The 15,929-nt window shown below is 51.9% G+C and carries 15 protein-coding genes; all 15 read right to left on the bottom strand.

What is annotated here, in order from left to right; all coding sequences use genetic code 11:
- Nucleotides 1-2: 2 nt before the first annotated feature.
- Nucleotides 3-329 (bottom strand): hypothetical protein, encoded by a 327-nt coding sequence (locus tag VE954_RS43155; RefSeq protein ID WP_324964954.1) that lies wholly within the window; start codon nucleotides 327-329, stop codon nucleotides 3-5.
- Between the two features lie 12 nt (nucleotides 330-341).
- Complete coding sequence (locus VE954_RS43150) at nucleotides 342-731, bottom strand: hypothetical protein (RefSeq protein WP_324964952.1); 390 nt, start codon at nucleotides 729-731, stop codon at nucleotides 342-344.
- 12 nt (nucleotides 732-743) lie between these two features.
- On the bottom strand, nucleotides 744-1,268 hold the full coding sequence (locus VE954_RS43145; RefSeq protein ID WP_324964950.1) for a hypothetical protein: 525 nt from the start codon (nucleotides 1,266-1,268) through the stop codon (nucleotides 744-746).
- Nucleotides 1,269-1,271: 3 nt separating this feature from the next.
- Nucleotides 1,272-2,051, bottom strand: coding sequence for a hypothetical protein (locus tag VE954_RS43140; protein ID WP_324964949.1), 780 nt, complete (start codon nucleotides 2,049-2,051; stop codon nucleotides 1,272-1,274).
- Between the two features lie 15 nt (nucleotides 2,052-2,066).
- Nucleotides 2,067-2,762 carry a hypothetical protein gene (locus tag VE954_RS43135; RefSeq protein ID WP_324964948.1) on the bottom strand — a complete coding sequence of 232 codons (696 nt, stop codon included), beginning with the start codon at nucleotides 2,760-2,762 and terminating at the stop codon, nucleotides 2,067-2,069.
- A gap of 638 nt (nucleotides 2,763-3,400) precedes the next feature.
- Nucleotides 3,401-3,538: a hypothetical protein gene (locus VE954_RS43130; protein WP_324964947.1), complete on the bottom strand. Its 138-nt coding sequence runs from the start codon at nucleotides 3,536-3,538 to the stop codon at nucleotides 3,401-3,403.
- Nucleotides 3,539-3,740: 202 nt separating this feature from the next.
- Complete coding sequence (locus tag VE954_RS43125) at nucleotides 3,741-3,929, bottom strand: hypothetical protein (RefSeq protein ID WP_324964945.1); 189 nt, start codon at nucleotides 3,927-3,929, stop codon at nucleotides 3,741-3,743.
- On the bottom strand, nucleotides 3,922-7,539 hold the full coding sequence (locus VE954_RS43120; protein ID WP_324964943.1) for a hypothetical protein: 3,618 nt from the start codon (nucleotides 7,537-7,539) through the stop codon (nucleotides 3,922-3,924). The genes VE954_RS43125 and VE954_RS43120 overlap by 8 nt, the downstream gene beginning before the upstream one ends.
- Nucleotides 7,539-7,922 carry a hypothetical protein gene (locus tag VE954_RS43115; protein ID WP_324964941.1) on the bottom strand — a complete coding sequence of 128 codons (384 nt, stop codon included), beginning with the start codon at nucleotides 7,920-7,922 and terminating at the stop codon, nucleotides 7,539-7,541. Before VE954_RS43115 ends, VE954_RS43120 begins: the two co-directional genes overlap by 1 nt.
- Nucleotides 7,897-8,403: a lysozyme gene (locus VE954_RS43110; protein WP_324964939.1), complete on the bottom strand. Its 507-nt coding sequence runs from the start codon at nucleotides 8,401-8,403 to the stop codon at nucleotides 7,897-7,899. Before VE954_RS43110 ends, VE954_RS43115 begins: the two co-directional genes overlap by 26 nt.
- Nucleotides 8,387-8,869, bottom strand: a complete 483-nt coding sequence (locus tag VE954_RS43105; RefSeq protein WP_324964937.1) for a tail fiber domain-containing protein — start codon at nucleotides 8,867-8,869, stop codon at nucleotides 8,387-8,389. The genes VE954_RS43110 and VE954_RS43105 overlap by 17 nt, the downstream gene beginning before the upstream one ends.
- An 11-nt stretch (nucleotides 8,870-8,880) precedes the next feature.
- The gene (locus tag VE954_RS43100; protein WP_324964935.1) at nucleotides 8,881-12,195 is read right to left on the bottom strand and encodes a hypothetical protein; all 3,315 of its coding nucleotides are present in this window, start codon (nucleotides 12,193-12,195) and stop codon (nucleotides 8,881-8,883) included.
- A 73-nt stretch (nucleotides 12,196-12,268) separates the two neighbouring features.
- Nucleotides 12,269-13,558 (bottom strand): hypothetical protein, encoded by a 1,290-nt coding sequence (locus VE954_RS43095; RefSeq protein WP_324964933.1) that lies wholly within the window; start codon nucleotides 13,556-13,558, stop codon nucleotides 12,269-12,271.
- Between the two features lie 3 nt (nucleotides 13,559-13,561).
- Nucleotides 13,562-14,521, bottom strand: coding sequence for a hypothetical protein (locus VE954_RS43090; protein WP_324964931.1), 960 nt, complete (start codon nucleotides 14,519-14,521; stop codon nucleotides 13,562-13,564).
- Between the two features lie 19 nt (nucleotides 14,522-14,540).
- The coding region (locus VE954_RS43085; protein ID WP_324964929.1) for a hypothetical protein at nucleotides 14,541-15,929 on the bottom strand (1,389 nt) is incomplete at its 5' end.

Genomic DNA, 15,929 nt, shown 5'->3' with positions numbered 1-15,929 from the left:
AGTTAGACTCCGTACATGTTCATTGGAATCTGATTTGCCATTGGATCCACAGTCGGCGCTGGCGATGGCGGTTGAGAAAGCAGCATCTGAAGCAGCTCTGGGGGAAGAGATGGCTGCTGAGGTGCTGCCTGGCCCATGCCCATCATATCGAGAACGCCCTGCGGCAGGTTTGCAGAAGCCGCATCCAAAGGCGCTTCTGGGCCTTGTTCCTTCTTTGCTGGTTTCGTTTTGACGGTCACAGTTTGCTTACTGTTTCCATTGGCCTGGACCTGGGTCAATGTGCGTTCCTGCGTTGTGTCCGCAAGCATTTGAGCAAGATATTCCATCATTTCGTTTTCTCCTTAGCTCATGCCATACATGTTGAAATAGGTTTCTGGGTCCACTCTGCGGCTGTCGTAGGTCATGGGCTGCTGATAGAGGGACGAAAGCAATGGGGCCTGCGTGGATGCGTTGGGATTCGCAGTGTCCTTGGCAGACATCTTATCGTAATAGTTTCCGAGCTTCTGATTCATTTGATGCTGAGCCATCATCTGATAGCCAGACATTGCACCTTGAAGGATCGCAGGGGTCACCTGATCCTGCTCGGCACCGAGAGGCTTTGGAGCCTGGCCAAAGAGCGGAGCCCAAGCGTTGAAGCGGGCCTGCTCCTTACGTGCATCGGTCTGGGCCTTTTGCTGCTGATTGCCCATGTAGGCAGATACTGCTGCCGTTGCTAAAGGAATCCACCACATATTTCGCTCTCCTTAAGGATAAAGTTCTTTTGCTTTTGCCAGCTGACGCTCAAGGAAAGCTTCCTTCATGCGCTGCTGATAGAGGTTCACAGCCCGGGCTTCATTCTGCGAGGCCATCTCCATCCCTCGCCTGTTTTGGAAGTCCTGATTCATATCGAGAGCGTTTTGCTGAGCGCCCACGTTGAATTTTTGTGTGTCATACATGTTTTGAGCAGCCATCTGATCGATTGGTGCCATGGCTCCTTGCGCAAGGTTCACACGCTGCCGCTGACCTTGAGATTGCAAAGCCTGCCTGTCGGCCGCAGACAAGCCGCCGCTCTGCATGAGCGATTGCATGGCTGTTTGAGTACCAGACTGGACGCCCGCATTGACAGCGCCGAGAGCACGCTGCCGCATGGGATCGAAGTTCTGGGCCATCATGCCTCTGGGTTGACTCACAGACTGTATGTCAAATCCGTACTTGCCTTTTTCGTAATGGTCAATAAAGGGTGCCCATGGATTCAGTGAGCCTGGCTTTGGATTACCAACAAGCGACATGATTCATCCCCCAAACATTTTATCAACGCCATCCCACATCTTGCCGAATGTGTTGGCAAGCCAGCCGCCATCGCGGTCTTTGCCTTGGGACTGTGCAAGCAGCTGACTGATCTCAAGCTGACGCCCAAGATTCCTATCGGCCATGGCTCCGTTATAAAGATTCTGATCTCTGCGAAGGCCAGCATCAGCGCGGAACTGTGAGGCCTGGTTGAAAGCGCCAGCGTTTGCCTGGTTCACATCCATGGCCCTGCCGGCATTGAAGCGGCCTACGTCTGTCATATTCTGAGCCTGAGCCTGACCTACCTTGGAGCTCGCCCCAAGCTGGCCAGTAATTTTCGCTCGATTAAAGTCCGAGAATGAGCGCATCCGATCAGCCGTGGACATGCCTGTGGTCTGTGCGAGTCCACCTGCAGCCTGGGAGTGAGCCTGATTCCGCGCGGCCTGCTGATATGGGTTAAAGTTCATCTTCTGCATCTGCGGGCCAGCTTGAGTCTGATAAGGGGTATAGCCAAGCTTTGCGGAAGCGTAGCCACCCACTGCGTCACTCAACATCTGATTCAATTTAGCTGGATCAGGCTGCCAACCTGCGACCACAGGATCTATCTGCAGAGTGCCTGGCATGTTGCCCTGGGCACCAGGGAGCATTCCCCTGTCTTTGAGGATCTGCTTATCCCTCTGCGCTCGTGCCGCAGCCGCAGCTCTTTCCTCGGCGGATGGCTCCCGGTTGATCATATCTGGATCAATTGATGCTGTCCCTGCCTGGCCGATTTGTGGTTTTGCCATCAGTAATTTCTCCGTCTATTCGTCATATCCGGCCATCGATAATGCGTAATCGTCTGGCTCCAGAATTGTGTTTTCATCGTCATCTGTGAGACTCGAAAGGCTCATCTTCATCGATTCCTGCTGCGCGGTCAGCTTGGCGAGTTCGCTATCATACATGGGATCGCCTTCCTTGAGCATCACCGCGCACTTCACATGGCTCAGGAGATACTGGACGCGAAGGCCCTTATCGAGAACATCACTCATGGCTGTTGGAATGTTGAATTTGCGGATATACCAGAGCCGAAACTTATTGTCTGAAGCTTCGGTGATGGCCGGATAAATATAGAGCTGCTGCCCGTCGGTCGAGGAGTTGATGAGGTCGTAGCGGTAAGCTTCCCCATCGTAAGCCTGAACATCGCGCATTTTACGGATCTTATAGGGGTTCGAAGCCGGATCATCCCAGCCGGCATCACTATAATAAAAGCCGCGCATTCTGCTGTCGTAGATGTCTTCGGGAAGATCAAGAACCGTCTGACCAGCCGTGACGTCAAAATCTGCGAAGGTCTTTAGAAAGTCTGAATAGCAGCCAATCACGATATCCTGGGCATCTTCTATCGCATGGCGAACGAATTTGATCAGATCGCGCGTGGTAACGAAATCTTCCTGATGAAGTTCAAGGTCATCCTTCACCTCATCAATGAGACGGCTGAGTGTCCAGGGCGCTTCGGCCATAGGATCTTATCCTCCAGAGGATTTTTTCCTGCTCGAAAGACTCGATTGGCTCGATTGATTTTGTTCGTGCGAGAAGGGCCATAATCAGGATGAGAATGGCGATGAAGATCAGAAATTGTCTCATAGCACACCTCATCTTAGAGTGCTTTTGGCAAAAACGCCAGAACGAGCAGACGGAGTTCCTGCTCAAATGCTCTCGATTGTGCTTAGGTTCACTCTTTAAATGTGGCGATTTCTGCATTCCACTTCAGAGCGAAATGGAAAAGCTTTGCGCAGCCGCGGCACGTTAGTGTGTGGTCCAGGATAACATCCCCGGGTTCGGTATAGTATGGGTTTTTCTCGGAGCAATGTGGGCAGTAAACCTGGAGCAGGCTAAGTTTTGGAGGATGTTTTGTGGTAAGCATCAGCGAGCCACCAGATGAATGAAAGACCAAACAGCCAGTAGGCCATCTGGTCCAGTAGGAGTTGTACGATGATCGGTAGATTCACTGGACAACCGCCCCAAAAAGAAAGTATCTCGCAGACCTTGTCCGGTGATTATAGAGACAGACGCATCACAAGGAAAGAAAAAAGGCCCGGGGGAGAGACTCCCGGACCAAAATAAATACACAAGGAAAATGGGGATAAAAGGAAAGGATTTATTCTGCTGTCTTCTGAAGATGAGGCAGAGTTTTAAGTACCGTATCAATGATGGTGACACAAGTCGAAACTTTTGCGGATTCGGCAGCAATAGCCCCAAACAGCATGATGATAAGCAGCGTGTAGCGCTTGGACATTATATTTATCTCCCAAAGTGTGGTGCGTCCGTCCTTTTGATTATGTCAAGAAAAACATGATTTTCATAGGGTTGGAGTACGAAAAAACCCGGCCTTTTAAAAAAGCCGGGTCCAGCACTTTGGTTGAAATACAAGATAGGGGACACTATCTTTGCGCGTTGTTTCACTCGGAAAGTCTACAGGAGCCGGGAAATCATAGCAATTAGTCTTCCAATGCTGTGACTGCAGCATAGAGCGTTTCGATATGCGATTCATAATAATCAAGCACGACTTTGATCTTCTCGGCCATCCGATAGAGGGCGTTTCTGGCTTCCTCATCGCTCATGGCTCTGATGTCATCGTCTGCCAGGTCCAGGTGATCAGGACGATTGCTCGTATCCATCCTAGGCATCAACTCCCCCATTGTCAGTGGATTTAGCGTTTCCAGTCGTTCTATCGCCGATCAGTCGGTAGTCCAGCTTGTAGCCGAGCATGTCGATCTTCTGATCCGTAAACACGCGGTAAAAAGAGAGCGCAGGCCATTTCTCAGTATAGTCTGAGGCGTTGATCGGCGCTGAACCGCTTGGCAGCACAATGATTCTGAGGGAATTGGAAAGAAGCTCCACGTCTGAGATGGGCGCGGGTTCCATCGTGTCGTTCCATGAAACATAGAACTGGCCGCTGGCGTCAAGTTCGAGATCCTGGATCGCCGTTCCAGAACTCTGCGTGATATCGATGAAGACCGTTTCCTGCGCGAAGTCTGTGCCGTCCACTGCTTTGTGCGTGAGTTCGATCAAAGTGATGCCAGGATCGTTTTTATCGATCACGTCATAGCGGAGCTTAAGGGCCTGAAAGCCAACCTGCTTATAGAGATTCCGCTGCTTTCCTTTGCCGAAACGCCGCTTATAGGTCACGACTGAAGTCGTCTTCCACTTGGCATCGGTGTGCCTAAAGAAGTGCTCGAGGTCGAGAAGCGATGGCGTGGAATAGTCGAGAGCAAAGTCCATGTGCTGAAAGTTTAGGCAGTTTCCAAGCTTATGCGGGCCTGTGGATAAGTCGTTCCAACCAAGCGGGGTAAGGCTTACGCCATTTCTCGTCAAATCCCGCAGGTTGAAATGAATTTTACTCGTCTGCTTGGTAGCCCATGGCAGCTGGAAGGCAAACGCCGTGCTTTTGAAGTAGGGAAGAATCGGATGCTTAAGGTCATCGATATGAGACTCGTCATAGGTGCGAGCGGAATCCCTTACCATCAGAAACGTGCCCTGGCCGCGATACCAGGCCTTCATGTCCTTTGAGTAAAGCGTGGCGTGGGTCTGAAAGTAATCGACGGGCGTTACTTCCCCATCATTTTCATCGACTGAATTGAAGCGGATTCCGCTCTCGGTGACGATGGGCATCATGGGGGAAATACCTTTTTGCAGCGAAAGCACCACGAAAAAGGGCTTGCCGTTTTCATCTTTCAGAGACCAGTAGACCTTACGATTCAGCGCATCATAGGAGCCCCGAAGCTGCTCAGGGCCTATGGTTGGCAGTCCTCCCCGGACACTGGTAAGCCATGTCTCATAGCGTTCTATCAGGTGCTCACTGACCCGCAGCGCCTTCAGCCCATCAGTGTAGATGATCCCGGAATTGCTCCAGAGAAAGATCCCGACATTGGTCTGGACAATCGACTGATTTGAAATGCAGCCATATTCGTCACTCACAGTTCGAAGGAATGTCCTGCCCGAGCCATCGGCCGTCTTTGAGCCTTCAATTCGTAAGATGGTCTTATCGGTCGTGACGATGGGCTTGTCTGCGAAGGACGAGATACCAGTAACCTCATCATCAAAGTCTTCAAAGACCGTGAGAGCGAGGGCATGCGGAACGCCTGGAACGCTCTCGTATACCCTTTGAATATTTCCGACAATGTTTGCTGCATAGCCTTTTTGATTGATGACATGAAAATAATAGGGTCCTTGGGGAAGTGAATCGAAGGATAAAACGCCACCATTGAAATAGGCCTGGGCTTCAAGCTGAAGCTCATCGTCAGTCGACCGGGACTGGTAAGGAGCCACGTAAAACGTCTTCACAGCCCAGTCATCATCGATCAGCGCTGCCGGCAAGGTCGCCGTTACGTCTGCCGTTCTCCACCAGTATTTCGAAAGCTCATCGATAAAATATGTGTCGCCGCCGTCAAGGGTTCTTGCGAAAACCATTTCCATCTGGCTCTGGTAATGAAGATCAGTCGCGCGGCTGATGGAAGCCGAGATGCCGGCATAGACGGCCGGGGCTGCAGAGAAGGTATGAGCGTTGGTGCGAGCGGCTTCCCGGTATGCGACAATGGGCTCACTGCCAATCGGGGATAAGGTCCGCACAGATTGAAAGGCCGCAGGGCCATCGAAAAGGAACTCCCTCGGAGCACCTTCAAAGGCCGCCTGGTAACTCGTTCTCAGGTATGCACCCACGCCATAAGTGTGGTTACCGGGCACATCCTCAGGAAGCGTATCGGCATAATAATGCTCGTCCATGTAGCCGGTTCCGACATCAACCTGCTCGCTCATTTTTGCCGTTGGGCTCACGCGAATATAGAAGCCGAAGTTACGATAGCCGGCATATCGGTCAGCCGATCCGATGTTGGCTTTTCTCGTCTGATATTCCTGGAAAGCAGCCTGAACGCCTTCCACAGCTTCCGTAAATGTGAGCGTATCGTCAAAGGGAACTCCCGCGGCATCCCATTCATGGAACGCCAGCACGAGATCTCCCCAGACCATGGCTCCACTCACGACCGAGTTATAAGGAGCCACAGGAGCGCCGGCCGCGAATAGATCATAGTCGACAAGGGCAAAGGGTACCGAGTCATCGACAAGGTTTTTAGTGCCAGAGAGCTTTTCATAGATGAGATATTGCTTGTCTGTCATCTGCCCGAGGCTACCGACCTGGCCCCAGGTTCGCTCCGACCAGATCTCAATCCATGCGCTTTCATCAGCGGCGTAGGCGCCAGACTTATAGTTCCAGCGGAGCCTATAGACCTGATAGCGATAGTCTTTGATGGTGTTCGAATACGCTGATCCAGGGACACTTTCATGCGTGTTGACGCCGATGTGAACCTTTGGCAGCTGAGCGTTCATGGCTTTAAGGGATACGGCACTGGAGCCAGAACCCGTGAGTGGTTGAAGCGGTGCAATCTTTCTGAGAGGAAGCCGCCCATTGGTTGGAGGATATGTATCGGGATCTGCTCCGTAAGGGTCAGAAGCATTCGCAGTAAAGACTTTGCTATAGGGCTCCAGGGCGAAATAAAGGTGCGCTTGCCAGTCGGATGCCTGAAGATGACCATCCTCTCCCGCAAATGTAAGGGCCGAGCCATCGCCATCAGATCTAATACTGGCAGGATATATTCCGAGGCTTGAAGCTTCTTCCTCCACAGTGAGCATCCCATCAAAGTGGATGTCATCGGTGGCAAGGGTTCCTGAGAGGAGCGACACGGTAAAGTGGGCTGTGAATGTTGCGGATTGAAACCAGGACCATTCAAGATTCCCTGAACCAGTGATATATGTCTTGTCAGCATTGAGATCAGATGTCTGGACGGTAAGCGACAAAGTGCGATCGGTGAAAGTAGCATCGGGTGTTGTTCCCGCATTGTTCCCTGCCTTTACAACAAGCTGATCAAAAGCGCCAGTCGTTGAGCGAAGAGTTACGCCCTTGCCAAAGGAGTCATAGACTCTGAGGATGGTGGCAGTCCTGGCCTTGGGAGTATCGACCTGGGTCCAGGCTGAGACGGTATCAGACTCCAAGCGATAGTAGACATGACCATTTTCCAGGGCAGCGATGATCCAGTCTTCAAGCTTAAAAAGCTGCACGATGGGAGATGGAGCAAAGGCCTCAGTGAAGCGCCGATACCCTTCTCTGGAAGACAAAAGCTGGAGCTTGACGTTATGCCCAAGATTCTCGCATAACTCCTGGAACTGGGAGCTGGAGTCGGTTACAAGATCTGTAATCCCCCCTGAATGATCATTGACAGTTTCATTTTTCCACTCGATTGGCATCAGTAGAGCCCCACGACATAGACGGCCTTCACGCTGGAATACACCCGGATGCCGGTAGCTGCGACTCTTGCCGTATCAAGGAAAACCTGGGTTTCGTTTGTGTCACGAACCACGATCTGCACAGGGCATGGCTCGCCATTTGCCCAGGTCTTATCCCAGCCGATCGGAAAGACGACATCATAGTAATAGGGAGCCGATGCGCCCACCCAATCAAGAACTGCGATGTCCACCTTATAAGGCTCAGTCGCGCCAGGGGCAAGGGGTTCAGAGTCCACACCATCATGCGTATGGGCATCAAGACGCTCGACATTGAATTCATTTTGATCCCAGAAATCCTGGTCCTCGTCCGTCGGAATCTTAAAGCCGTTTGGTGTGTACCGCATGCGCCTGATCTCCTGCTTTAAGTGATGCCGCTACGCTGAAGCCAAGGAACCTATGCCGCTCGGCCGCTCGCCGCTTGACAAGGCCTGCGTTTATTTTTCCGAGATACCGATTCCACCGAAGAAAGTTATGGGCCGCCGCTGCACGATCACCAGCATTCAAGCGGGCAAGGAGTGTTGAGGTTTTAAACCTGGGTTCGCCGATATTATAGACAAAGCATACCAGCGCATCAAATTCATTCGGCTGAAGCGATATCGTGACGTTTTTGATAACGGCCGCTTCAGCCCATGCGACATCTTCAAGGAAAAGCGCATCAGCCTTGGCCTGCGTGATCTTCATACCAGGCTTGACATCATTACCGTTATGGCCCCAGCCAATGGACCACTTGTCGGATCCATCTTTATGTTTGCCATCAGGGTAAGCCTCAAGCCTGCACATCTCAAGGGCCTGGATGAATCGACGTCCTTCAAGGGAGAGTTTCATTCTTCTTTTCCAATACTGTCACGCGGTCTTCAACAGCGGCGATCTTTTGCTGATTGACGGGCACGGCAGCTTCCAGGGCTGCGATCCTTGCCTCAAAAGCTGCGACTTTTGCGTCAACTTCCTGGACCCGCTTCGCTGTTTTCTTTTTCAGCTGGTCGAGGTCGTCGGATAGTTCCTTTATGGCTCCGACAATCCAGGGAACCAGAACATCAAGGGCAAGGACCCGCCAGCCACGATTGAGGGCAGGCTTTGAAAAGTCTTCAGGCGGCAGTGTGTCGCTTCCATTGTCTTTACCTGAGCGCGATACGTAGTCGGGGAAAACTTTGGCGAAGTCCTGTGCGATAAATCCAGTCTGAAAGTCTGGGTCATTGTCAGCGTTTTTGTATTGAACCGGCGTAAGTCCTACGAGTTTCGTCAGAGCATTATTAAGGTTTCGGACTTTTTTAATTCGTCGTGCGTCACCCATGGCTGGCCCCTTTAAACTGAGTACGAAATTGATGTGTAATAGAAGCCAGCAGCCGCGCTATTTGTGTAGGCGGTTCCGTTTACATCGCGATAGAATTGGATTTGGCCAGATGTGATAATTACGCACATTCCACTTTGAACCCAAAGTCCATTGTTATGTGACATCGACGAAATAGTTTTCTGGATTGGGGGACGTGCCCATACTGGCAAATTCGTATTGGAAATCAAAGCACTTGAACCGCCTGTGGGTGTAACGCCAGTGAACACAGGAATGTCTATCGTTACGATTCTGCCAACTCTGGTTATCTTGATTGCAACACCAGCGGACGCAGCGCCGCCAAGGTTACCCTGGAACGTACACGCCGCAAGGGTTGTATCGTCTTCCTGGTAGTAGTTGATCAGACCGCTGGATCCACCGATGGCAAGTCCGAAGCCTACGGGGCTGGAAGCTTTGGCTTTACGTACCCGGTATTTCCACGCTGTGTAAGACGACCAGTTATAACCCGCCGAGTCGGTCGTGTGACTGTCTGGATACTGACCAAACTTCAAAGCTATTTCATTGCTCGCTAAACCGGCTGTCTGATAAACGCCTAGGCCGAAGAAGTTTGAACCTTCCTGGTGTAGATTTTCCAGAGGGAACTGCGAGCTATCAATGGCTGGCAGCGAAAACCACTTCCCATCGTTAAGCGGCGAAACTTCGACTACAATCAAATCGTCAGATTGAATCGGGTTCTGGAACCGGACGCGCTTAACACACCCACCGGCAGCTGGGTTACTTCCCAAGAGCGAACCGCCGGTCGAACCATAGGCAAAACTGGTCGTGTCGTCGGTGTTTGTAGTGCTGGAGTTATACGCATACTCCACCTGCGCCCCAGCGCCGATGTTCATTCCTGATCCAGCCCATTCCGAGATGGGGATTTCCAAATCGATATTTATCGTGTCAGGACTAGCCAAGGTCATAATCGGCCCAGCCGTATTCGAAACACCGGCTCCGTTTTCCCAGAAAAGACCGATCGTCCCGCCGCTGACATACGCATGAACGATGTAAATTTTAGCGGCAGAGCTATCGTAGATATGACCACAATCATAAAAATAGCCGCCGAGACCACCGGGAAAACCTGAAAGATTTGGTGTTCCGATAGCTGCAATGCCGAATGTGATCGTGCTGCTTATGCTTGAAAGATCAGCTTTTATGCGAATCCTGGCACTATCCGTTAGACGTTTATATGTTCCCGTAAGCGAAGACGTTGCGGCTCCTGAAATGGTAGGTACGAAACTCCGCCATTCCCCAACTGCAGCACCTTGCACTATCTGTCCAGGCCCTACGACAACATCTGAGAGCACAAGGCCGATGCTGTCAGCCATGTCCGCCGTTGCACGAATCACGAGAGAAAGCGTGGCCGTGGATCCGCTATCGAAGGATGTGAGGAAATCCCCATCAGAGGCCGGGATAGCTGTGGTCTGAGGGGTAGCGACTGCAGTCGTACGATCGGCCTGTGTCGTGATCACAACAGCCAGAAGGCCAGCCGTGTATGCTCCGACGAGCTTCTGAGACCACTGGATTTTGAGCTTTTTGTTCAGGTCCACGTCATCAAGCGTGAAATCAAAATAGACGTAGTCAGCAACAGACTGCGTGGTCGCAGCCGTAGCAGTGATCTTGATACCTGTGGCAGTCGTGTACTCGCGAGGCAGCTCGGCAGCCGTGCTGGTGCGAACAAGGGTCAAATCCCCGACTGCAGTCCAGCCTGTGATCGCAGACTGAGCGCTGGGGTTTGTGATGTAGGTTTTCTCGCCCTGGCCTGAGCCTGAACCGACTTCAGTTTTGACGCCGCTTGAGTTTTTCTTATAGATCTTGCCATCGGTGCCTGCGAAAACGCGCTGCTTTCCAGCTGCGGGAGATGTGGGTTCCGACTCTTCATTCACATCAAAGTAATCATCGATTACAGGTGTGACGATGGTTGGTGTAGTGCCGAAGACCGCAGACCCAGAGCCTGTTTCATCAGAAATGGCAGTCCTGAGTTCAGCTGAAGTCATCGCGCCGAGCTTGGCACCAGTGACGGCAGATGCAGCCAGCTGTGTGGTTCCGATTCCGCCATCGGAGACTTTGACCCCTGTGCCAGAGACGGAGAGAGTCGGACCGTCCGGCAAAACCCGGAACGTTGTGCCTGTGATCGCAAGTCCGTTGCCTGCAGTGTAGGTTCCCGCACCCGAAAACTGAGAGAAAGTTACGGCGGTCACTCCTAAAGTTCCACCAGCGTTCACCGTGCAGACGAAGCCGCAGTCAGAGTAAGATCCCGATTCGACAAAGCAGAATGCCGACACGAGTTCAGCCCAGGAATCTGCATCGGTGGTTCTTCCCCACGCGCCGAGTTCGACCCGGTAGATTCCCCGGTTGGCACTTGTGGACTGCCCCATGCAGAGCACGCGGTCGCCCGTCACCAAAGGAACGCCGTCTACGGTTTGCTCGCCAGATAGAACCAAGTTGGAATCGGCTGCGACGACGACAGAGTTTTTGACTTTCAGCCCGGAGATAAGGTTATCAGCGTACTGTTTGGTCGCAGGTTCGAGTGCTGTGGCAGGATCCGCAGCCAGGGTGAGTGCCCCGGTCATCGTCCCGCCAGACTTGAGAAGTCTTGCAGTCAGCTGAGTCTGGACATCGCTCGTCAATGTCGAGAGATAGCCGAACTTCGTGTTATCGACTCCACCACCAGCGATTTTTGCAGCATCGATTCCAGTAGGAAGGTCAACTGCAGCAATTGCCCCGGCAGAGAAATTGCCCGCACCATCGCCCTTCACGTAGCCGCTGAAGGTCGAAGCATTGGTACCGAGGCCGCCCCGAGAAGCGGAAAGCGCTGCTTCAGATGACCAGTTACCAGAGCCGTCATTGATAAGAACATGGTTCGCGGTACCGGCCGCAACACCCGCGCGCAGAATTGCAGACCAGGAGCTTGCGGTTCCATCGGTATAGAGATATTTGCCGGCATGCGTTGCTTGCGAAGGGAGTGCAGAGTCAGGATCATCCCAGGATTGAACGCCAGGGGAAACGCTTCTGAGGAACTTCCCAGCCGCAGCTGAGTCGTCGGGATATTGCTCGTCCCATCCGGCGATCGTTCCATTGGACCTTAGGATCTGATTGGCAGTTGGTCCGGTGACAGGTGGAACTGAGGCAGTACCAGCGGCCAGTGCTATCCAGCCACCGCTATAGATATAGACCGTACCGTTCATGTTGACGATTCGGCCTTCGAATAAATCTGCTAATGCATTGAGGGCTGTGAGGTCTGCGACATATTCCAGGCCCGCGAGATTCAACGGTCCACTGATCTTCATAGCTCTGCCTCAATGAAAGAAAGGGGGCCGAAGCCCCCCGGTTTTCTCGATTGAATTCGCGTGGGTTTAAAGGTTAGCCGTTGAATGCATAGGTTGGGATGCTGTGAATAACTGTGGCCGATGCAGGATTACGGTAAATGAAATCACCGCGCAGGACCAGGTCAGTTAAGTAACAATAACCATTTGTTTCATGACGAATGGTGTAGTACTTCAGGCCATCAGGAGACTCAAGAATTTTAAACGGCATTGGTCCAGTTTTTAGGTCGAGATACTGTGGATCGATCAAAGCCATCCAAGTGTCTTCGAATTCGCGGATACCGACAAGCTTGATGTTGCCACCGATTCCACCGATTTCGATTTCTGTATAATCAGCATAGACCATCGCTGGACCAAACTGCTTATACGGAGTCGTCGCGCCTTCAAGATAGGCCATGACCGCGTGAAGGTGAAAGAGCGAGCACAGTGCAACCTTGGGCTTGGCGTTACGCTGATAGCCTTTCATCCGAGCATGGAAAATCATCTTGAGAACGGTCGATGCGTTGACAGCAGTTACCGAGCCCCAATCGCTGGTAGTCGAAGCCGTGGCATCGTACAAAACAGGCTGAGTGTAAGGATAATCAGTCTTTGTCAGGCCTGCCCAGGTATCAGAGCCGCCGAGGGCCGCTGGGAGCAGCATGGATTTCAGGGAAGTGAAATACTCGGTGTTGGCACCATCGGTGTAGATCTTGGTCGAAGCTTCAGTAAGGTTGGCCAAGTCCAGTGCAGTTACGCCGCCGCGAGTGGTGACGACAGAGATGGCTCCAGTGTTCTTGTTGATCGCCTTAACATAACCAGAGATGGTCGTGTCAGCATCAGCAAGCGTGATCTTCTGGTTCAAATAGAAACGCTCAGGATGCTGCACAACAACAACATCAGTCGCCGAATCCCAGGCAGTAGCGGGAAGATCGAGAACGTTTCCGCCAAGAACCTGATTGGAGATGGTCTGCTTGAAGTAGTCAATCAATTGAGTCAGCTGATCGGGCAAGAGCTTCAGAAAGTTGCGCTCGCTGACCTTGCCGTGTTCGAAAAGATCGCGTTCGAAGAACTTCAGAGTTCCCCACGCTTCTTTTTGAGTCGTTAAATTTCCGCGAACGTATTGTGCTGCAGCCACATCGGATTCAGCAGTCAAGGCACCCATACGAACAGAGTTCGCGATACCTACCTGCACTGGGATGGGAATCGTCTCATTGCGCCAGGATTTATCCCAGGTCGCATTCTTCAGAATCCAGCTGTCCGAAGACTTGAACTCATCTATGAGCAAATCATAGGTGAGATATTCGTTAAGCATATCATTATAACCGTATCCGGTTTTTGTAACCGCCATCTATCAATCCCTTTCAGAGAGTTGCTCAGCAAGTTTTTTGAGATCAGCCATTGTTTTTGGTTTCTTGGAGACGGCAGTTCCTGTGCGTCCTGACCCCAGGTTCGGTAGAGCGGGACGTTGAACTGGCTTTTGCTGCTGTTGGCTTGCTGCTGGCGGACTAACGCTGGCGGGCGAAGATCCCAGTGGGCCAATCAATTTCGCAAGTTTTTGTTGGGCGCGAGTTACAGCATCTTTCGGATCTGTGTACCCTTTGCCTGCAGCGTGATCGATGGTGCCGACCATGTTCACTTCCTCTAGGAAAGCTCCCTGGCCCATGCGCTTATCGTATTCGGCTGCGAACTGTATGATGTCAGGTGACATAAGCGCTTGATGAAGCTTCATTTCGTGAAGCTGCCTGGTCATCGCTTGTTGTGTCTGACTTTCTTGATTGACTCGATCTTCGTATTGCAACATTTGGAGTCGGTCTGCATAGACCTTATCGGCTCGGGCTTGAGCTTCAGGATCTCCGTGGACTTGCAATATCTCTGAGGCGCGTTGCAAAATCGCTTGGTTTGGAATGTCCCAGGCTTTTTGAAACACACCGAAGTCTTGACCTTTCAGAGTGTTCAACTTCTGTATCGTATTCTGTACTCTGTCGAACTGAGAACGCAAGCCCGAATATTCGCTTTCCTTCGTTTGCCATTCCTGCTCTTTTGCGTTCCACTTTTCCTCATGACGCTTCTTTACAACGTCGAGGCCGTAAGCCTTGGTGTATAAGTCGCGGAAGTATTCTTCATCTTCCTTTGATTTCAAAACACCGCGAACTCGCTCATCGAACTCATGCTCTGATTCGCCAACCTTGAATTTGAAATCTGGCGAATACGCTTCGATTTCTGCGGCTGCTTCCCCTTGAGGCGTGTCCTGCTGAATCTCGGGTTCCTGGGTATTCTCGATTGACTCGACACTAGGATTCTCGATATCCATGGACAAAACCTTTCAGGCCTCAGCCTGTCATAGGCATGCCCCCAGGCCCTGGCGTAGGCGCTGACGGCTGCAGTTGATACTGACCCATTCCGCTTTCCATGTTGCTTCTTCCGATAGCAGCCTGGTCGGCCTGGGGCATGTTCGTAATTTTGGAAACGTCTGATCCTTGCTGAGCGAGCTTTTTGACAAGCCAGTCGACAGACTCATAAGGAAGGCGGGCTCTCTTCTGCGATCCATTTTCCCCGGAAACGTAGTAGTCAACGCTGACCAAACCGCCGCCCGTAGGCAGATAGCCGGCAGTCGCAGCCTGAGCTTCCTGCTGACGCTGAGCTTCCATGTCCGAGTGCCAATCGTAGCGATCCTGGTAGGCAAGCTGCGTTTCCTGGGAAAGCATCTGGAAGTCATTTTCATTCATGCGCAGGCCAAGGCGCTGCATCATGTAAGCGTGATCAGAGTTGGGGAACTGGAAGGGAATAACGCCCCGGTCGAGCTGCATGATGGCAGCATCAGCCTGGTCTTTCATGATCCTCATATCGCGCATGAGATTCGACTTATTGAGGAATGGCAATTCATCGATCATCGCTGCAATGGCGTCTGGGGGAAGCTGATTCCCTACGTACTGAAGCGCCTGGATGATCTGAAGGGATTTGCCGTAGACGGATGTGAAGTCATCACTCCTAGGCAGGATCTTGATTTGAAACTGCGAAGGCTGAGTGTTTCTAAATTCCGCGAGGTTCACGGCTTCGGTCTTGCCAACGATAGGAATAATCTCGTCATCGGGCAAATAACGCCTTGCGAGCTTCAGGGAATAGCCGATGATTTTACAGATCATGGATTCGATCTTCTCTGCGTAGAGAGAGAACCGCATCTTGTCTTTCATCGCACGGCCGAGCATGGCCTGAGCATCGTTCGCCCCAGACTGCGCCTTGTCTTCATCGTGCTGCGGGACCATCGCGACCCGGTACATCTCATCGATGATCTTTTCCATATAGGTGACGAATTGATCGCCGGTCCTGCCTGGAATGACCGTGGGCGGGTTCACTGAATGGTAGCTGATCCCTTTGATGCCGTTGCCGATCCCAGTCGTCTGAGGCTTCTCGCCAGCTGGATAAAGGATCGTGCTGTGTCCTAGGATTATGCTCTCAGTGATCGCTGCCGCGGCACACCGATTGATTTCCGATTGGAAGCTGCGCAGATTCTTAATGGGAGAGTAACCGCGAGGATTCTCGGGGGACTCATCGTAGACTGCGCTGAAGATGGGAAAGCCATCCGGCAGTTCACCTTGCTCAAGGATTCCATGCTTGTGATCGCCGACCGTAAAGAAGAAGTAGCCCTCTGCATAAGTTTCGCAGCTCTTAAAATAGAATTCGCGAACCTCAATCTCAGTCGCTGACTCGTTCTTATAGCT

The sequence above is a fragment of the Oligoflexus sp. genome (assembly GCF_035638955.1).
In the GTDB taxonomy this organism is placed as follows: domain Bacteria; phylum Bdellovibrionota_B; class Oligoflexia; order Oligoflexales; family Oligoflexaceae; genus Oligoflexus.
This window is presented reverse-complemented; position numbering and strand designations above follow the sequence as displayed.

Coding starts and splice junctions, on each gene's coding strand:
- VE954_RS43140 (WP_324964949.1), bottom strand. CDS start 2,051: ATGGCAAAACCACAAATCGGCCAGGCAGGGACAGCATCAATTGATCCA.
- VE954_RS43120 (WP_324964943.1), bottom strand. CDS start 7,539: ATGCCAATCGAGTGGAAAAATGAAACTGTCAATGATCATTCAGGGGGG.
- VE954_RS43145 (WP_324964950.1), bottom strand. CDS start 1,268: ATGTCGCTTGTTGGTAATCCAAAGCCAGGCTCACTGAATCCATGGGCA.
- VE954_RS43150 (WP_324964952.1), bottom strand. CDS start 731: ATGTGGTGGATTCCTTTAGCAACGGCAGCAGTATCTGCCTACATGGGC.
- VE954_RS43115 (WP_324964941.1), bottom strand. CDS start 7,922: ATGCGGTACACACCAAACGGCTTTAAGATTCCGACGGACGAGGACCAG.
- VE954_RS43110 (WP_324964939.1), bottom strand. CDS start 8,403: ATGAAACTCTCCCTTGAAGGACGTCGATTCATCCAGGCCCTTGAGATG.
- VE954_RS43135 (WP_324964948.1), bottom strand. CDS start 2,762: ATGGCCGAAGCGCCCTGGACACTCAGCCGTCTCATTGATGAGGTGAAG.
- VE954_RS43100 (WP_324964935.1), bottom strand. CDS start 12,195: ATGAAGATCAGTGGACCGTTGAATCTCGCGGGCCTGGAATATGTCGCA.
- VE954_RS43155 (WP_324964954.1), bottom strand. CDS start 329: ATGATGGAATATCTTGCTCAAATGCTTGCGGACACAACGCAGGAACGC.
- VE954_RS43095 (WP_324964933.1), bottom strand. CDS start 13,558: ATGGCGGTTACAAAAACCGGATACGGTTATAATGATATGCTTAACGAA.
- VE954_RS43130 (WP_324964947.1), bottom strand. CDS start 3,538: ATGTCCAAGCGCTACACGCTGCTTATCATCATGCTGTTTGGGGCTATT.
- VE954_RS43090 (WP_324964931.1), bottom strand. CDS start 14,521: ATGGATATCGAGAATCCTAGTGTCGAGTCAATCGAGAATACCCAGGAA.
- VE954_RS43125 (WP_324964945.1), bottom strand. CDS start 3,929: ATGCCTAGGATGGATACGAGCAATCGTCCTGATCACCTGGACCTGGCA.
- VE954_RS43105 (WP_324964937.1), bottom strand. CDS start 8,869: ATGGGTGACGCACGACGAATTAAAAAAGTCCGAAACCTTAATAATGCT.